13 protein-coding genes are annotated in these 18,117 nt (G+C 50.8%); 1 reads left to right on the top strand and 12 read right to left on the bottom strand.

What is annotated here, in order from left to right; all coding sequences use genetic code 11:
• Nucleotides 1-230: 230 nt before the first annotated feature.
• From Q0231_RS05975 to Q0231_RS05940, 8 genes are all read right to left on the bottom strand, one after another.
• Nucleotides 231-563: a 2Fe-2S iron-sulfur cluster-binding protein gene (locus tag Q0231_RS05975; RefSeq protein WP_269393822.1), complete on the bottom strand. Its 333-nt coding sequence runs from the start codon at nucleotides 561-563 to the stop codon at nucleotides 231-233.
• Nucleotides 563-1,591, bottom strand: coding sequence for an NAD(P)/FAD-dependent oxidoreductase (locus Q0231_RS05970; RefSeq protein WP_299346292.1), 1,029 nt, complete (start codon nucleotides 1,589-1,591; stop codon nucleotides 563-565). Before Q0231_RS05970 ends, Q0231_RS05975 begins: the two co-directional genes overlap by 1 nt.
• A 54-nt stretch (nucleotides 1,592-1,645) precedes the next feature.
• A complete protein-coding gene (locus Q0231_RS05965; protein WP_299346289.1) occupies nucleotides 1,646-2,932 on the bottom strand; it encodes a phosphoadenylyl-sulfate reductase in 1,287 nt (428 codons plus the stop codon).
• Nucleotides 2,925-4,571, bottom strand: coding sequence for a nitrite/sulfite reductase (locus tag Q0231_RS05960; protein WP_299346286.1), 1,647 nt, complete (start codon nucleotides 4,569-4,571; stop codon nucleotides 2,925-2,927). Before Q0231_RS05960 ends, Q0231_RS05965 begins: the two co-directional genes overlap by 8 nt.
• Nucleotides 4,558-4,875, bottom strand: coding sequence for a DUF2849 domain-containing protein (locus Q0231_RS05955; RefSeq protein WP_269393818.1), 318 nt, complete (start codon nucleotides 4,873-4,875; stop codon nucleotides 4,558-4,560). Before Q0231_RS05955 ends, Q0231_RS05960 begins: the two co-directional genes overlap by 14 nt.
• Nucleotides 4,876-4,879: 4 nt before the next feature.
• A complete protein-coding gene (gene cysG / locus Q0231_RS05950; RefSeq protein WP_299346282.1) occupies nucleotides 4,880-6,328 on the bottom strand; it encodes a siroheme synthase CysG in 1,449 nt (482 codons plus the stop codon).
• Between the two features lie 206 nt (nucleotides 6,329-6,534).
• On the bottom strand, nucleotides 6,535-6,855 hold the full coding sequence (locus Q0231_RS05945) for a 2Fe-2S iron-sulfur cluster-binding protein (protein WP_269393816.1): 321 nt from the start codon (nucleotides 6,853-6,855) through the stop codon (nucleotides 6,535-6,537).
• A 135-nt stretch (nucleotides 6,856-6,990) separates the two neighbouring features.
• On the bottom strand, nucleotides 6,991-7,374 hold the full coding sequence (locus tag Q0231_RS05940) for an Hpt domain-containing protein (protein ID WP_269393815.1): 384 nt from the start codon (nucleotides 7,372-7,374) through the stop codon (nucleotides 6,991-6,993).
• Between the two features lie 352 nt (nucleotides 7,375-7,726).
• Here Q0231_RS05940 and Q0231_RS05935 point away from each other — a divergent pair, with 352 nt between their 5' ends.
• On the top strand, nucleotides 7,727-12,829 hold the full coding sequence (locus Q0231_RS05935) for a hypothetical protein (RefSeq protein WP_299346278.1): 5,103 nt from the start codon (nucleotides 7,727-7,729) through the stop codon (nucleotides 12,827-12,829).
• Between the two features lie 301 nt (nucleotides 12,830-13,130).
• Here the strand turns inward: Q0231_RS05935 and Q0231_RS05930 are convergent, their stop codons facing one another.
• The 4 genes from Q0231_RS05930 to Q0231_RS05915 all read right to left on the bottom strand — a co-directional run.
• Complete coding sequence (locus tag Q0231_RS05930) at nucleotides 13,131-14,345, bottom strand: MFS transporter (protein ID WP_299346275.1); 1,215 nt, start codon at nucleotides 14,343-14,345, stop codon at nucleotides 13,131-13,133.
• A gap of 157 nt (nucleotides 14,346-14,502) precedes the next feature.
• Entirely contained in the window at nucleotides 14,503-15,303 is an 801-nt protein-coding gene (locus Q0231_RS05925; RefSeq protein WP_269393812.1) for a UDP-2,3-diacylglucosamine diphosphatase, read from the bottom strand.
• Between the two features lie 146 nt (nucleotides 15,304-15,449).
• Complete coding sequence (locus Q0231_RS05920) at nucleotides 15,450-16,541, bottom strand: glycoside hydrolase family 3 N-terminal domain-containing protein (protein ID WP_299346270.1); 1,092 nt, start codon at nucleotides 16,539-16,541, stop codon at nucleotides 15,450-15,452.
• A 67-nt stretch (nucleotides 16,542-16,608) separates the two neighbouring features.
• On the bottom strand, nucleotides 16,609-18,117 hold a 1,509-nt coding region (locus Q0231_RS05915), incomplete at its 5' end, for a bifunctional diguanylate cyclase/phosphodiesterase (RefSeq protein WP_299346268.1).

Genomic DNA, 18,117 nt, shown 5'->3' with positions numbered 1-18,117 from the left:
TACCACAAATCGCATGATGCGCTAAACACACTCGTATGACCGCGCGCTCCGATTTGCTGCGCCTGCACGGGCGCGGCCAAAAAGTTGTCCGAGGTCCTCAACAACAAGTTGTTTCGTCCATCTTATCCCTCGCTTGCACAGAATCTTTGAGACGCACCAATCGGCGGGGGTGCCGGGGTCGGGAGCGAAGCGACCAACGGCGGCTCAAAAAAGAGCCGCCTTGAGATCAATTATGCCACTTTTTCTTCTGGCTTGGAGCTTGGGGCCAAAGAAACCTTTAGGCCATCAAGTTCTTCGCTCATCAGAATTTGGCAAGACAGGCGAGAGTTTTCTTGAACATCTGGCACGGTGTCCAGCATGTCCTCTTCCTCGTCGGTTGCTGGGTGCAACTTGTCTTCCCATTCGGGGGCAACGAAAACGTGACAGGTGGCGCACGCGCAAGCGCCGCCACACTCGGCTTTAATGGGCAATTCCCAATCGCGGATAACTTCCATTACCCGCCAGCCTTCAAGGGCTTCAAGTTCGTGCTCTTTGCCGTCAAGATCTGTCACATAAACGCGCATTATTTAACTCCAAGCTTCTTTTGCAAGCTGGTTGAAGAGGTGGTGTATTGGAACACAACCTTTTGATCCGGATGGATAATTTTCTTCGCGGCTTGCGCCATCAACGCAGCTTCATGGAAGCCCGAAAGGATGAGCTTTAGCTTGCCCGGATAGTAGTTGATGTCACCAATCGCAAAGATACCTTCTTCGGATGTGGTGAATTTTTCCGTGTCCACATTGATTAGATTTTCATGCAGATTGAGGCCCCAGTCAGCAACGGGACCCAACTTCATGGTGAGACCAAAGAACGGCAGCAAACGGGTTGCTGGCAGCGATTTCTCGCCGTCTTTAGACTTGATATTGACGGCTGTAATTTGACCGTCTTCACCTTCAAGGTTGGCGATTTGACCAAGTTCAAACTTGATTTTGCCCGCTTCAACCAAAGCGCGCATTTTATTCACGCTATCAGTATGGGCACGGAAACTATCGCGACGGTGCACAAGGGTCACAGACTTGGCGATTTCAGCCAAGTTCAACGTCCAATCCAGCGCACTATCGCCCCCGCCAACAATCACAATGTCATGGTCGCGGAACTCGTCGCGGCGACGCACAGCGTAAAACACAGATTTGTTCTCAAAGTTTTCGATCTCTGGCACAGGCGGACGCTTAGGCTGGAATGAACCACCGCCCGCAGCAATCACCACAACCTTACATTTGAAGGTTTGATTGTCGTCGGTCTTAACGATGTACGAGCCGTCTTCCTGCTTCTCAAGCTCGGTGACCATTTGGTTATAATGGTACGTGGGGCCAAACGGCTCCGCTTGCTGCAACAGGTTGTTCGTCAGCTCCTGCCCAGAAATTTCTGGAAAAGCTGGAATATCATAGATCGGCTTTTCTGGATAAAGCTCGGCACATTGGCCGCCTGGTTTGTCCAAAATATCGATTAGGTGGCATTTAATGTCCAACAAGCCCAATTCAAAAACGGCAAAAAGACCAACAGGGCCGGCACCGATGATCACCACATCGGTGACAATCTCACGCTCGCTCATTTCTCATACTCTCTTCGTATTTTATCGCGGGCGCTGGACCACCCAGTAAGTTTTCTATTTTGCCCGCCGCAAGAACGGACGTGTTCCAACAGGCACCTCTTGCGATGCCCCAATAGGTTGCATGAAGAGCGTGACCGAACCAAGGTCATTCTCCTGCAGTGCCTTTTTGGTCGCTTCATTTTGAACAGTCAAGGCATCGAACCCACATCTAAGGAAATAGGCTACCTGATCGGTCAAAATGTCGCCACGGGCGCGCAGTTCATTCTCATAGCCGTAGCGCTCACGCAACAAACGGGCATAAGAATACCCCCGCCCATCGGTAAAGGCTGGGAACTCAACCACAATCGAGGTGAAACGCTTCGCGTCTTCACCCAAAGCATCCACATCGTCACCCGGTGCCAAAATCAAACCCAAATCACGCGGATTTGCATCAATCTCAGCTTTGTTGGCAACATAAACACTCAGCGGCACATGAACATGATGCAGATCATGCAAGGCTTCGTCTTCTTTTAGATCACGCCACAAATCGGCAACAAATGCACCGTCTTTGAACAAATTCATTGGTTTTTGCCCAATTTCAACTGTTGGATGGGCGATCTTGCCGCTCACATCAAAATGGATACCACATTCGGTTTTATCTTTGCCCCGCCAACGGCCAGAACGAGGGTCTTCCCCCTCTTTCACGATAGACGTGCAAGGCTCGCAACCGATCGACAAGAAGCCTTTAAGGAACAATGGGTGCGCAGGCAAGCCATGCTCTTGGCGATAAGCGGCCACATCATCATTGTCCCAATAGGCAAGCGGGTTCACCTTAACCCGCTCATCCGTGGTCAATTCAAAGTGTGGCAACACGCCCCGATCATTGGTTTGGAAGCGCTTACGCCCTGTCACCCAACCACCGTAGGTTTTAAGCGCTGTATCAAGCGGCTCGGTTTTACGAATATGGCAGCAGCTATCCGGATCGGATTTCCAAAGGTCACCCTTTGCATCAAACCGCTCAACGTCTTTTGTGTCTGGCTCAAGAAAACGCACATTGGTCAAGCCAAGGTGCTTCTTCATGATCTCGATATACTCAAGCGTTTCAGCAAAATGCTTGCCCGTTTCCAAAAACAGCACTTCTTGATGCGGGTTGATTTGCGCAACCATGTGCAACAAAACCGAACTGTCGGCCCCAAACGAAGAAACCATAGCAATGGGCGCAGGCGATACATCACCGGTCAAAGCATGGCGCAGCACGGACAAGCCGTCTTTTTCGTCAAACATGCCATTTAGCGCCACCAATTCAAGATCAGTTGGCCGGGGCTTTGCTGTTTGGGCGTGAGCCAGGTTTGAACTAGCCATAAAGCGCCTCCTTAAATGGTGCGTCACCCAACCGGCGATAGGCTTGAATGAACGTCTCATCAGCGCCTTGGCGCTCCGCCATATAGCGGTCGAGCAGTTTCTCAAGTGCGCCCGGCACTTCTTCAGCTGTCACACCACGGCCCAAAATGGAGCCAACAGTCGCATGTTCCGTCGCATCACCACCCACGGTGATTTGATAAAGCTCGGTGCCTTTTTTCTCCACACCCAAAATGCCGATGTGGCCCACGTGGTGGTGACCACAAGCGTTGATGCAGCCTGAAATTTTCAGCTTCAATTCGCCAAATTCTTCTTCGCGGTCCGCAAACTTCTCTGAAATGGCTTGCGCGATTGGGATCGAGCGGGCATTTGCCAAGGCGCAATAATCAAGGCCTGGGCATGCGATAATGTCAGAGATCAGGCCCGCATTGCCTTCTTGCAATTTGTTGGCCACCAGTGCGTCATAAACAGTGCGCACATCTTTGATCGCCACGTGCGGCAACACCAAGTTTTGCTCGTGGGAAACGCGCAACTCGTCAAAGCTATATTGCTCCGCCAAATCTGCCACTGCTTCCATTTGCGTGTCTGTTGCATCACCCGGCACACCACCAATTGGCTTCAGCGAGATGGTGACGCTGGTGTACCCCTCTTTAGCGTGGGGGTGCAGATTGTGCTTTAGGAAGCGCGCATAGGCACTGTCCGTTGCTTCAAACTGTGCGATGTCAATCTTTGTGTCTGTTTGCGGTTGAAACGCTGGTTCTGCAAAATACTCTGTGATCCGCGTCAACTCACCTTGCGGCAGTTTCAACACACCTTCTTTGATTTCAGCAAACTCGGCTTCAACTTGCTCACGAATGGTCTCAATACCTGTTTCATGCACAAGGATTTTGATCCGCGCTTTATACTTATTGTCGCGACGACCATACATATTATAAACGCGCAAAATCGCTTCCAAATAGGGCAACAAGTACTCATGCGGCACATAATCTGAAATCTCTTTGGCCACCATTGGGGTACGGCCCAAACCGCCACCCACAAAAACGCGCCAACCCACGTCACCCGCATCGTTGGTTGCGGCCATCAGGCCAATATCGTGAAACTTCACCGCAGCACGATCTTGCGGTGCGCCAGTGATCGCGATTTTGAATTTACGCGGCAAATAGCTGAATTCCGGGTGCAAGCTCGACCATTGACGGATGATCTCAGCAACTGGACGTGGATCAATAATCTCGTCAGCAGCAGCGCCCGCAAACTGGTCTGTGGTCACATTGCGGATACAGTTACCCGATGTTTGGATCGCGTGCATTTCAACGCTGGCCAATTCTTCCAAAATCGCTGGCACGTCTTTTAGTTTGGGCCAATTGTATTGGATGTTTTGGCGCGTGGTGAAGTGTCCATAGCCCCGGTCATAGGTGCGGGCAATATAGGCAAGCTTGCGCATTTGCGTTGAATTGAGCGTGCCATAAGGCACCGCAACCCGCAGCATATAGGCGTGCAGTTGCAAATAAAGACCATTCATCAACCGCAGGGGGCGGAATTGCTCTTCAGTCAATTCACCGGACAAACGGCGCTGCACTTGGTGAGAAAACTGCTCTGTGCGCTGACGGACGAAGGCCGCATCAAATTCATCATAGCGATACATGATCGGCTCCTTCTAGGGTCTGACGGGCAAAGCCACCAACAGTTGGGCCGTTGGCCCGAATTTGTTCACGCAAACGGTTGGCCCAAACAGTGCCGGTTTCGCTCACCTCAACAGCAATTGCTTCCACGCTTACAAGTCGTGGATTTTTCAACGTCTTTTCAAGCGATGCATCGCGCACATCTTGCTCGTCAGCTCCAAAAAGTTTGGCTTTTTGCAAGTCGACGCCAAATTCGCCAGTTTCGTAAAGGTACACAACGGCACCTGAAATCAATTCGTTCGCTGTAATCGCATTCATATTTTTCATTCCTCTACGCCACCTGCATGTCAGGGCGCGTATCCCCATCTAATTCTAATTCATTTGAAGGCTGCTCAATCTCGTTCAGCCATTTGCCGCTGGCGACAGCTTCCCCAACAAATACAATCGCTGGACCGTCTGCCAATTGCGGCGCTTGATTTGAAATTTCTTGAAGGCTCGACAAACATCGCTCGCTATTGGCGCGTCCTGCGTTCACCACAATGCCCACGTGCGTGGTGCTTGAAAGGCCTTCAGCAATAAGCTGAGCAGCAACCTCTTTCATGATCGACTTGCCCATGTAAATGCCAAGGGTCAGGCCAGACTTGGCCAATGTCGCCCAATGGGTCACGGCTGTGTCGTTAGCACCATGCGCCGTTGCGTAAACAACGCCAGATGCCACATTGCGCAAGGTCACGGGCAAATGTGCATCCGAAGCTGCAGCTGCCGCTGCAGTGACACCGGGCACGATGGCATATTCAACACCAGCTGCATCCATTGCTTCAATTTCTTCTGCTGCACGACCAAAGATCATCGGATCGCCAGACTTTAGCCGCACAACTTGTTTGCCCTCTTGAGCCAATTGCACGAGCAATTTATTGATCCGCTTTTGGGTGAAGGAATGGCGACCCTTGGCCTTGCCAACTGGCACCCGCTCTGCATCACGGCGGCCCATTTGCACCACACCTTCTGGCACCAATTGGTCGTGCACAATCACATCTGCGCTTTGCAACACCCGTTGTGCTCGAAGGGTCAGCAAATCTTCAGCCCCCGGCCCCGCACCAACCAAATGTACAAAACCACTGCGCTGATCAACATTGGCGTGATCCACCAACAAATGATTTGCCCATTGATTGGCCTTATCTTGATCGCCAGCACCCAGCGCAACTTCAACCTGAGGCGACGCCAAAAGCTCCTGATAGAATTTCCGACGACGGTCGCCCGAATGAATCAATTTCTCAACCAGATGACGCAACCCACCAGCAAGACTCGCCAATTTGCCCAAATGCAAAGGAAGCGCTGCTTCAATTTGGGCCCGGACCAAGCGCGCTAAAACCGGTGCTTCACCTTCTGATGAGATGGCGACAGAAATCGGTGCACGATCAACAATGGCTGGGGTGAAGAAGTCACACAGGTCAGGTTGGTCCACCACATTGAGCGGCAAACCGGCCTCTTTCGCCAACCGTTTGGCGATCTCCGCATCTGGCCCCTCATCACCCACAAACACCAAAGCTGCATTGTGCAAATGATGGGCGGCGAACACTTCTTCGCGCACGTCGAAATGGACATTTTCAAGGTCAAGGGAGGAGAAATCAGCTTCAATTTTGCGGGCGATAACAACGACATGCGCATCGGTTTTGATGGCCAAACGCGCTTTGGCCAGCGCTTCAGCGCCGCCACCTACGATGATGATTTTCTTGCCCCGAACTTTGTAAGAAACGGGGAAAATGCCTAAGCGTGTCATATTGCGACCTCGATTAATCGATGCCGCTAAAATAGTGCAGACTCAAGCCAATGCCAAGTCACTGAAATTGTTAGATTTTTCTTTATTCTACCAATATCAAAGATGATGAAACGCCAAGGAAGCATTTCACCATATTCGGAGCAATTTGATCTCAATAATCACACAATCAGTAGAAAAATTCTTCTCAAATTGGATTTTGAGAAAACCTATGCCTGGTTTTCAGGTACATGCACAACAAGCCCATCCAGCTCATCTGAAACCTTGATTTGGCAAGACAATCGGCTGTTGTCATTCACATCAAAAGCAAAGTCCAGCATGTCTTCTTCCATTACAGAAGGGCCACCAGCCTTAGCCGTCCATGCATCATCCACATACACGTGACAAGTAGCACACGTGCAAGCGCCACCGCATTCAGCCACAATCCCGGGTACATCGTTGCGTACAGCATTTTCCATCACGGTAGAGCCATTTTCAGCTTCAACTTCGTGCCGGGTGCCATTGGATTCGACATATGTAATTTTGGCCATGCAGGACTTCCTTTATCTGAACTCAGCCCGTTCTATATCGCCCAAATCAATTGTGGGCAAGCGGCGCCTCGCCCTAAGACAGCGCGATAAACAATCACACCAAAAAATGGAGCAGACGATTAGGCTTTAGTGTGCCTAAGTTTCAAGGAGATGGCTTATAAAGTCGCTAGTTTGTCGTACCGCTTGGCGCAGGCGATCCATCCCGCCCGGTTGCACATGCCCGTTGCTGAGCAGTTCTTTTTCAGCTTTTGCAGCAAGTTGAGCAACTTCATTGGCTCCAACGCCAAAAGCAGCGCCCTTGATGGTATGCAAACGCACCCGCAATTGTGATTCATCTTCCATATGAGCCAATTGTGCGAGATGAATTTCAAGTTGCGATTTAAAGAGCTTCAGAATTTCAATTTCGAGCGACTTTTGGCCCATTGTTTGGCGCCCCAGAAACACCAGATCAATCCAACGGTGGTGATCATCATTTTTGTAACTGGAAACTCCATTTGCCGCCAATACAGCTTTGGCCATTTTTACGCCCTACTCAATTTACTCAACAAAACTTTGCACAACTTTATCATTGAGGGGTGAACATGGGCTTAAGCGTCACAAATCCGGCATATTTGGACGTCTTAGTGAACCCATGCTTTGACGCGTTAACCATTTATTAATAAAAAGATAAGTTCAACGTCGAAAAAGTGTATAAAGAAATGATACCAACGTTCGGCGGCGTTGAGTGTTTGGCCAAAAACACGTTGTTTTTAAACGTGTTAGATTTCTCCGGGGGACGCTTCGGGCGTGTTTTAACCATCAAACACGAATTGCCAAAGCTCACCTTAGCCGCCTTGTTGGGACGTGTGCGGACGCAAAGGTAGTATCGAGTATGGCAAAGAATAGTGGTTCAACACCAAAAGACCCAGCATCACTCGCTTTCTCAGCAGTGGAAAGTGCGTTGGAAGGTTCAGCGGCGGTAAAGAACCCCGCAAAGGATACACCCCCCTCCCAACCCAAACCTACGCCAAGCCGCACCCGCTCTGCCGAGCGCATTGCTGCGCGCACGCAAGGCATCGCAAATGATGACCGCTCGAGCGCAGCTGGCATTCTTTATTCTTTGCAATCAAAATCGACATCCACGCCATATTGGGTCGCCGCACTCGCCTCAATTGTGTGGGCTCTGATCATTCTCACATTGGGCTTTTTCCAGTTTGGCGCCGGATTTGGCGACGCATCGCTTTTTGCTGAAACCCTGCGCACGCCAGAGTTTGCAACCTATTGCGCACTGCTGATCATTCCAATCTTGGCATTTTTTGCAATTGCCACCATGACCAAACGCGCCAACGATTTACGTCTTGCCGCCTCATCAATGACGCAAGCGGCCATGCGCTTAACTGAGCCAGAAGCAACCGCTTCTCAACAAATCAAAACCGTTGGTCAGGCCGTTCGCCGCGAAGTGAACGCCATTGGTGACGGGCTGGAGCGTGCATTGTCTCGCGCCAGCGAGCTTGAAGTAATGGTCCACAACGAAGTAAACTCGCTTGAGCGCACCTATGCAGACAATGAATTGCGCATGCGCTCGCTTATTGAAGAGTTGGCGTCACAACGCAATGCGGTGGTCACCAATTCAGAGCGTGTGCGGGAAGCCATTTCCGATGTACATGCCGATTTTGCCACAAAATTGGACACCGTTGGCAGCGCATTCGTTGACCAAATGAAAACCGTTGGTGGCAATATTACCTCAACGATCGAAACGCAGAAAAAAGACGTTACCCAAGCCGTCCATGCAGCAGGCACCACAATTGATGGCGCCATTGCTGAACGCGCCCGCAACCTTGATGAAACCATCCAAAACCGACAGGTTGATTTGGTTGCCGCACTTGAGGACAGCACTGAAAAACTCAACATAACAGTTGATGAACGTACCGCAAATTTGGCGTCCCTTATCGCCGAACGCACTGGCGAGTTCGATCACGTGTTGGCCAACCGCACCAACCAGCTTGAAGCATCAATTGAAGACAGAACTTCTGCATTGGACAGCACCCTTGCGGGCCGCACCATGGAGCTGCAGTCTTCATTTGATGAGCGCAACGAAAAGCTTGATCGCATGATTTCGGCGCGTTCTGCGCAGCTTGACCAGGTTCTGCTTGAGCGCACGGACGGCTTTGGCACCTTGGTGGATGAGCAAATGCACAATGTTGCACAGCTACTCGACAAAAACACCAATGCCTTCACCAGCCTATTCGATCAAAAGTCCAATCTTTTGACCGCAGCGCTTGATAAAGGCACAGATCAATTCAGCTCTAATGTGGACAACCGCATTTTGGCGCTGACCGGCACGTTTGAGAATGGTGCTTCGGCTATTACTGCTGCCGTAGACACACAAAGCGCGAAACTGAGCAATGTCTTGCGGGCATCAGGCGAAGCCGTTCTGGTGGATATGACATTGCGCGGCGAAGAGATTTCAAACCAAATGACCGCCGTTGGAAAATCTCTAGCCAAGAGCGTTCTGGACAATTCGGCCAGCGCTCAAAACAGCTTGAGCGAATTTGGCACACGATTTGACGAGACCCTAGCCATCCAAACCAACAATTTGGAAAGCAGCGTACAATCAGCGCTGCTGCAAATTGGTGGCGTATTGGAAGAGCGCGCAGAGGATGCCCGCATCTTGCTGAAAACAGCTGGTGACGAAACCGCTGCTCAACTTACATCGCGCGTAGACGAAGTTGCTGTGATTTTGGATAGCCGTCTAAAATCAATGGATGAGATCGTTAGCGAAAAAGGCGGCAAACTGATCGATACAATCGACCAAAATAGCGCTAGCCTCACCAAAAACGCCAAGGCGCTTGAGGAAACTCTTGTCACGCACACAGAAACTTTTAACGAGCGATTGCAGTCTGGCGCCTCTACACTTAGCGCGCAAATGCATCAGCGCACTGAAGAGCTATCAGCAACGTTTGATCTGTCTGGCGAGAAGTTCCGCGACGAAATTGATGCAAGCTTGCGCAACGTGAACCAAACAATGGAAACACGCACCCAGCAAGTGTCTTCCATGATCGAGAACAAAGTTGCTGAAGTAAACGCGCATCTTGGCACTGAAATTGATGGCGCGATTGCCCGTCTCTCAGACGCTGAACATGGTGTGGCTGGCAAAGTGACCAGCGCTATTTCAAGCATCGAAGAAAGCACCGACCGTCTGGCTGGCAAAGTTGAAAACGCCCTTTCCCAGTCAACAGAGACATTTGAAACAGCCACAACGCAATTGGATAAAACCATTGCAGGCCGCGTTCTCAAATCTGCGGAAACGCTGGGCCGTGCAACTCAGCACCTCACATCGTCTATTGAAAATAGCGTATCGAATAGCGAAGCCCGCCTGACAATGACCATGCAAGGGCTCACAAGTGAGACCGAAGAGCGTGTGGCAGAAACCGAAGAACGTCTCACCACCTCGGTCAATCAGCTCACGTCCAGCATTCAAGAGCGCGTGGCCGGAAGCGAAGCCCAATTCAACGAAGCGACGCAAAACCTTGTTTCATCGATTGAAAACCGGATGTCAGATGGCGAGCAACGTCTGTCTTCGTCAGTTGAAAATCTTACGTCAACTGTTGAAACCCGGGTTGCAGACAGCGAACAGCGCTTGTCTTCTACTGTTGAAAACCTTGCTTCAAGTGTTGAAACACGCGTTTCTGACGGCGAGCAACGCTTGGCTGCAACGCTCAACAGCTTGAACAAATCTGTTGAAGGCCGCATCAGCGACAGCGAAAAACGCCTTGCCGCATCAGCCAGCAGCGCGGTTGAAAACATTGAATCAAGCGCAACACAGAGCGAAACAAGCTTGGCAGCAACGGCTGAAAACTTCAGCCGCACGATCGACGAAAAACTCGGCACCTTGCCTGACACAATTGCGGCGCGCGCAAACGCAACAGCAGAGCGCTTGAACGAAATCAACTCTTCGGTTTCCTCAGCCCTTGGCAAAACCATGTCAAACATCGATGAAGGCGCGGGGCGCATCGCTGCATCGCTTGAGGAAAAACTTGCCGGCATGACCGCTGACATTTCCTCTGATGTGGAAGTGACCGCAACCCGCATGGACCAATTGGTGCGCAACGCCATGCAGCAAATGAACGCTGTAAGCGACAAATTGCAAGATTTGGTGGAAGTGCGTGGCGTCGCCACGGCTCAAGAGCTTGCAGACAAATCAAGCAACATGAACCGCATTGTCGCCTTGCAGTCTGAAACCCTGTCGAAATTGATCGATCAAAAAGCCAACGAGCTCGATGACCGTTTGGCCAACCATAAAAACGTGCTCAATGCTGCACTTGAAAGCTCTGCCATCAGTGCTGAGGACATTATGTCCACCTCAACAGCTCGCATTGAAGAAGATGTGACGCGCGCCTTGGCCAAACTCAACGATTCAAACATGCTCTTGCAGCAGGTGCTTGAGACATCGGGCAATAATTTGGCAACGCTTGAAGGCAACATCGGCCAGCACACTGCCCGCTACTCAGATGCAGTACGCGACGCGCTTGCAGGCACCGATGACGCGGGTCGCTTGATGAGCGATCACGTTTCTGCCCTACAGGCTACCATCAGCGGATTGTTGGCAGAAGTTGGCGAGGTCAAACATTCACTTGAAGGGCAAGCACACGGCTTCACCGATGCCGCACGTGACCTTACAAGCGCCAGCATGGTATCTATAGAAACCATTGAAGGCGGCCGCACTGCACTTGATGCATTGGCACAAGGCTTTACAAACCGCGCTGAAGAAATTGACTCTCGTCTGCGGATCTTTGCCCGCTCATTGGCTGAAACAGTCAACGAGGCAGAACAGCGGATCAACGCAACACAAGAAGCGTTGGACGAAACAGTTCGCGGTGCATCTTCATCTGTGTCCAACAACCTGCGCACCCTCACCGAAACTGCTGGCATTGAAAGTCAGCGCGCGCAAGCAGCTGTTCAGCAGACGCAAAAAGCGTTGGTGGAAGAAATGCAAGACGCTATCCGCCAGGCCACCGCTCAGTTCAACGAAACGGCACAAGCCATGCGCCAAACTGCCGGCCAAATGAACGAAGAACTGCAAGCCACCCGTGGCGAATTGCAACGCGGTATGCTGGAGCTGCCTGAAGAGACAAAAGCAAGCGCTGCCGCCATGCGCCGCGTCGTTGCTGAACAAATTGAAGCTTTGAGCGAGTTGAATAACATCGTCAACGCCCAATCAAGTTCACACAGCTACACAGCAGCTGCCGCCCCCACACGCCAGGAGCCAACACCTCCTGCACCAAAACGCGAAATTCCGCGCCAGCCAGTGCAACAAGAAGTGCAACAACCTGCACCGCGTCCCGTGGAACAAAGCCGGCCAACGCCGCCAAAACGCAACCCAGAGCCAGCAACACCGGCACGCGATGAGGATATATCTTCAGAACAGATCGCTGCCCTGCTGGAACGTCAGATTGAAGCTGAACAGCAAAAAACGCAGGCCCAAGCGGCTGCCCGCCAGCCCTTGCGCCAGCAAGCTGCACCAGAACGCGCAACACACGCGCCGGTTCAACCCAAACCAGCTCCTGCACAAAGTCAGGATGGAGACAGCTGGGTGCGCAGCCTATTGCGTAACGCTGAAGCCAACCAACAGGCTGAAACACAGCAACAACAGCGCGGTGGCAACCTCAATAGCCTTACCAGCGAAATGATTGCTGCTGTGGACCAAAAAGCGCTGGAAGACGCATGGATGCGTTATCAAAATGGCCAAACTGAAGTCTTCTCACGTCGCCTTTACACCCTTGCTGGCCAAGGCACATTTGACGACGTGCGCAAAAAACTAAAGCGTGATGATGAGTTTGCCAATACAGCACGCGATTTCATGAGCGAGTTCGAATTGCTGTTGCGCGAAGCCGCAAGTGGACAAAACCCTGTCCGCGACACACAAGCGCACCTCACCTCCGACCGGGGCAAGGTTTACACAATGCTCGCCCATGCATTTGGCCGCATTGGCTAAAAGCGAGTTCGAACTAGCTGACAAATTCAAAAAAGCCCGCATCGTTTGATGCGGGCTTTTTCATGCCAACTTGCTAACAGACCCCGGCAAAAACGGGGACTAGGTGCGCGCGCAAACTACCCCCAATTATTGGTCCCGTAGCAAGCGCGGGACGGTAAGCTGGGTGAGTGTTTGTTCTATATTTTGCGGTCAGATCAGATCATGTTCTAGGCCTTGATCCTCGCACCGTCCCGGCCAACGAGCCGGGACCTAAAGCAGGCAAACAACAACGACCCCAGTCGAAATCAAAATAGCGCGTTTGCTAAGCTTCAGAACGTGGGTTGACTAGCAAGAGCGATCCCATGACACAAAGCCCACCGATTGCCGCAATCGCTGCAGACAAGCCAAAGGCATGCGCCCCCAATTGGGCATAAACAAAACCAAAGCCAAGCACCAAAGTGGCCAGCAGCCCCTGCGCAAGAACCTGCACAGTGCTTTGTGCTTCAGCGGCAAATTTCTCAGCTGTCCAATTGGCCACGAAATTCAAAGTGCCCAAGTAAGTTACACCAAAGGAAAAAGCGTGCAGCATTTGCAAGATGAAATAGCCATAAACGGGCAATTCAAGTGTCATGCCAAACCAACGTAAACACGTCATAAAGGCTGCAAACAGGATCAAATGACGGGCCGAAAACCGTCGTGCAATCCGCGCAAACGCCAAAAACACCAAGACTTCAGCAGCAGAACCAATTGCCCACAAGGGGCCAATCACTTCTTTGCCGATGCCCTGTTGGTCCCACAACAGAGAACCAAAAGTATAAAGCGGGCCGTGAGAAGCGGTAATAAGCGCCGAGCCAATGATGGCGAGTACGAACCAGGGGCGAAACATATGCCGAAATTCTTGCGCCTGCAGAGGATGCGGCGGCGGCGCATGTTTGGCCTCTTCTTTCATTTGCGCGTCTTCTGGCGCTGTGGCTCTAAAAGCGGGTAACTGAAAAGCCACCATGCCACGCAAGAAGCTTAGACCTACAAACAGGGGCAAAAACAACGCAATGCCTGCCCACCCCAAATACCATCCACCAATCAAATTGGCAGCCACATAGCCAACGGTTCCCCAAACGCGGATCATGGCAAAATCGGAGCCACGACGTCTGGTCATGCGCACCGTGGCTGCATCAATGATTGGAGACAATGCCATGACCGGCAGCACACACAAGGTCCAAACAACAATGACTGGCCAGACATCATTTGCGGCAAACAAAAAGAACGGCGCAAACGCCGCAATCAAACTGCACAGCAAAATAACTTGTCGCCAGTCTTTTGCTTTGTCTGCCAAGCGCCCCACAAAGATGTTGATCAACACCATCGTCCACACAGGTATCGCGTTTAAAATGCCGATATCTGCGTCGCTGAACCCTTTATGGCGCAACCACAGCGGCAAGAAAGGCACAGCCACACCAACCGCCAAAAACATGGAACCGTAATAGTATGACGCCCGTGCCTCAGAGGAGGACAAGCGCGAAAGAACACCGATGGACATGAGCCAAACCTTGAAAGACGTGCAAGAAGCTTGGCATGGTTGCCCCGATTTTCACATTGGAGCAAGCAGTTTTATACTTTGGTATGAGAAAATTTCAAAAATTTAAACGATCTGACGTCCAAAATTGGCCAAAACCGCTTAAAGCGACATAGCCACCTCAGGCCACTTTTTGTGATTTTTTGGGACGTGCTTCAGTTTTTGGTGGCGCCATTTCAGTCCAACGGATCAATTCAAACTCGCCATCGTGATGTTCAACAATGGCTGTGCAGCTTTCCACCCAGTCACCTGTATTAATGTAGCGTGTGCCATAGTCATCGTGAATATCGGCGTGGTGAATATGCCCACAAATCACGCCATCAACACCACTCCGCTTTGCTTCAAGCGCCAAGGCTTCTTCGTAACGGCCAATGAAACTAACTGCATTTTTCACCTTGTGCTTTGCCCATGCGGAAAGCGACCAATAGCCAAAGCCCATTTTGCGACGGATAAAATTAATACCAATGTTGAGCCGCAGCGCGGCGTTATATGCCCAATCACCCAAGTGCGCCAACCATTTGGCATGCAGCACCACAACGTCAAACTGATCGCCGTGAATAACCAAATAGCGTTTGCCATCAACCCCGTGATGAATCGTGCGGTCTACGATTTCGATATCACCGAAATGGGTACCCAAATAGTTGCGCAAATACTCGTCGTGATTACCGGGCAAATAAACAATGCGGGCGCCTTTTCGCGCTTTGCGCAACAGCTTTTGCAGCAAAATGTTGTAGGTTGCAGGCCAGCGCCAGTTCTTTTGCAAGCGCCAACCGTCGATAATATCACCCACAAGATAGATGGTTTCCGCGTCGTAGCAGCGCAGAAAATCAAGAAGCTGATCAACACGGATCGTTTTCATGCCCAAGTGCACGTCAGATATAAATAATGCTTTGACGTGTTTTGACTGGGTTTCTTCTGTCATTCTTGCGCTCGTTTCATGTTCTGCTGTGCCGCATCATAAATGCGATTCCGGCTTCAGATTTATGACAATGTATAGCGATCAAACGCGCCAAGCAAAAGCCTCATTGCCAATTGGATCTTGATCTCGATCTCAAAACCAACATCAGCCTAGTTTAAGCGCGATTTTAGGGCAACAATGCGTCTGTAACTCGCTGAGATTTTGTCAGCAAATGTAGGATCGCGGCGCGCCTCAGCCTCCAGCACATCCAAAATGCGCTTCGGTAGGCCCAACGACGGCTTCACGGTATTAGAAAACAACAAAATATCGTTGCCCGCGTTCACCGCACGCACAATAGCTTCCTCAAAACCATAGTGTTTTGTAATCGCGCCCATTTCCATATCATCCGAAATCACCACACCATCAAAGCCCATGCCTTGGCGCAACACTTTGGTCAGCGCCACAGGGGAAAGACTTGCCGGCACTTGCCCCTCACCTTCACGCACATATCCACTGTGATAAAGGTGACCAGCCATGATCATATCGGCTTTGCCTGCCCCGATCAGCGTTTCAAAAGGTTCATACTCCGCACTTGTCCAGCTGCTTGAAATGTCTACAAACCCGAGGTGCGAATCCGCAGCACTGGAGCCATGACCGGGAAAATGTTTTAGCGCCGTAACCATCCCGGCGCGGTGATGCCCATCAACAAAGGCCTGTGCAAACTTTGATGTTATGTCAGCGCGCGAGGAATAAGCGCGGCCATATTTAGCAATAATGGGGTTATTTGGATTTGCAATCAGATCAACAACAGGACCAAAGTTGGTGTTGAACCCTAGTTTTTTCATCCGCTTTGCAAGGTCGGTGTAAAGCGATAGGGCACTATCTTTGTTCATATTCAGCGCAACGTCGCGCGCTCGTGGGATCTCTTTAAATCCTACAGAACTCGTCAATCTTTCAACAACACCACCTTCTTGATCAATGGCGATAAAGGGGGCGAATTCACTACCAGTTTGCAAAAAAGCTTTGTTCATCTTGCTAACTTCGGCAAGGCTTTTAACGTTGTATTTCAAATACATCACGCCGCCGATTTGCCCATTGCGGATCAAAGCGAGCAATTGCGACTGCTGATCGGACTTTGCACTGTCGTGCAAAAACCCAATCAAGATCATCTGGCCGGCCATTTCACGAATATTCTGTGCCTGAGCAGCTCCCGCACCAAAAAAACAAACCAGCAAAAACACAAGCCGCGAGCAAAAACGCATAATAGGATCCATTTGTTGAAAGATAAGGAAGACATGATATTTGCCGAAAATGGCAACGGCATGGCCATTAGCCGGTGGCTTTGAGCAAAAACTCACTTGGTTCATCGCGGCGCAAGAATTCACAAAAACTCTCGTTGGTTTGCGGACGCCCGAACAAATAGCCCTGCCCAATGCCACATCCTGCCAAGCGCAAAACCCAGGCTTGCGCTTCGGTCTCAATGCCTTCGGCAACAACGCGCTTGTCCATTGCAGCGGACAGCGTCAAAACAGATTGCACAATCGCCATGGATTGCTCGTCATCAGGCAAGTTGCGCACAAAGGATTGATCGATTTTCACCTTGTCGACTGGCAACCGGCTAAGATAGCTCAGGGAAGAGTAACCGGTTCCAAAATCATCCAACGCAACCCCTACGCCCATTTCAACGATCTCGTTGAGTGTTTGAATAAACTTATCCTGCTTTGTAACAAACACGCTTTCGGTGATTTCAATATCAAGTCGCTCGACAGGCAGCTTTGAAATTTCAAGTGCCTTTTTGATCGCTGCGACCACATCGCCATACTCAAATTGCACCGCCGACACATTCACAGCAAGCTTGCCCGGTTTTGGCCAAGTCATTGCATCTATGCAGGCTTTTTCCAGCACCCAGCGACCAATTTCAATGATCATGCCACTGTCTTCAGCAACTGAAATAAACCGATCAGGACGCACAGCCCCCATTTCCGGATGTTGCCATCGCAACAAGGCTTCCGCCCCCAAGCATAGTCCAGTCGCCATATCCACTTGCGGTTGATAGTGAATGTGCAATTCATCCTTTGATATGGCGTCCAACAATTCCATTTCGACCCGTTGTCGATCTTGGATCCGTTCGTTAAGTTCTGCTTTGAACAGAAAATGACTATTGCCAGGCATGTTCTTCGCTTCGGAGAGTGCCATATCAGCGTGTGAAATCAGGTTGTTGGGCAAAAAGCCAGAATTTCGCGTGTCCGTTAAACCAACACTTACGCCCAACAACGCGCGGTGACCATCAAGCGCATAGGGTTGCGTGATTGAAGCAATGATCTTTTCCGCAAATTCATCCGCTTGTGCTTCGTCCATAATCTGCGGATAAGCACCGGCAAAACGATCAGCCCCCAATCGTGCGACGCTATATAGGCCGAAGTCGTTCATCCGTTTGGCAACTTCTTTAAGCACCCCGTCACCGGCCGCATGCCCAAGCGTTTCGTTGATGTTCTTAAATCGGTCCAAGTCGAGCAGGACGAGGGTCAGCGGCTGTCGATTTGATGTGCTATCGCCAATGTAGGCAACAAGCTCCTCTTCCAATCGGGCACGCGTAAAGGCTTCTGTCAACGGATCGTGATTAGCGAGATAGTCCATCCGCTTTTGGTGAATATATCGATGGGTAATATCGCGAAAGGTTAGACAGGCGACGTAGTCTTTCGACTTATGTCGCGCATTGGTTTCATCGGTTTTGGAGATGGTGGAAACAGTCACTGAATCCTCAATCACCAACTCTGGCTCGCAAACTTCACCGGGTTTTACAACATAGATTTCGGGCCAAAACGAGTGTTCACGCTG

Source organism: uncultured Maritalea sp. (assembly GCF_937139385.1).
GTDB classification, from domain to species: domain Bacteria; phylum Pseudomonadota; class Alphaproteobacteria; order Rhizobiales; family Devosiaceae; genus Maritalea; species Maritalea porphyrae_A.
This window is presented reverse-complemented; position numbering and strand designations above follow the sequence as displayed.

Excerpts from the sequence above, each read along its gene's own strand:
- Q0231_RS05975 (WP_269393822.1), bottom strand. The coding sequence starts at position 563 with ATGCGCGTTTATGTGACAGATCTTGACGGCAAAGAGCACGAACTTGAA.
- Q0231_RS05970 (WP_299346292.1), bottom strand. The coding sequence starts at position 1,591 with ATGAGCGAGCGTGAGATTGTCACCGATGTGGTGATCATCGGTGCCGGC.
- Q0231_RS05965 (WP_299346289.1), bottom strand. The coding sequence starts at position 2,932 with ATGGCTAGTTCAAACCTGGCTCACGCCCAAACAGCAAAGCCCCGGCCA.
- Q0231_RS05960 (WP_299346286.1), bottom strand. The coding sequence starts at position 4,571 with ATGTATCGCTATGATGAATTTGATGCGGCCTTCGTCCGTCAGCGCACA.
- Q0231_RS05955 (WP_269393818.1), bottom strand. The coding sequence starts at position 4,875 with ATGAAAAATATGAATGCGATTACAGCGAACGAATTGATTTCAGGTGCC.
- cysG (WP_299346282.1), bottom strand. The coding sequence starts at position 6,328 with ATGACACGCTTAGGCATTTTCCCCGTTTCTTACAAAGTTCGGGGCAAG.
- Q0231_RS05945 (WP_269393816.1), bottom strand. The coding sequence starts at position 6,855 with ATGGCCAAAATTACATATGTCGAATCCAATGGCACCCGGCACGAAGTT.
- Q0231_RS05940 (WP_269393815.1), bottom strand. The coding sequence starts at position 7,374 with ATGGCCAAAGCTGTATTGGCGGCAAATGGAGTTTCCAGTTACAAAAAT.
- Q0231_RS05935 (WP_299346278.1), top strand. The coding sequence starts at position 7,727 with ATGGCAAAGAATAGTGGTTCAACACCAAAAGACCCAGCATCACTCGCT.
- Q0231_RS05930 (WP_299346275.1), bottom strand. The coding sequence starts at position 14,345 with ATGTCCATCGGTGTTCTTTCGCGCTTGTCCTCCTCTGAGGCACGGGCG.
- Q0231_RS05925 (WP_269393812.1), bottom strand. The coding sequence starts at position 15,303 with ATGACAGAAGAAACCCAGTCAAAACACGTCAAAGCATTATTTATATCT.
- Q0231_RS05920 (WP_299346270.1), bottom strand. The coding sequence starts at position 16,541 with ATGCGTTTTTGCTCGCGGCTTGTGTTTTTGCTGGTTTGTTTTTTTGGT.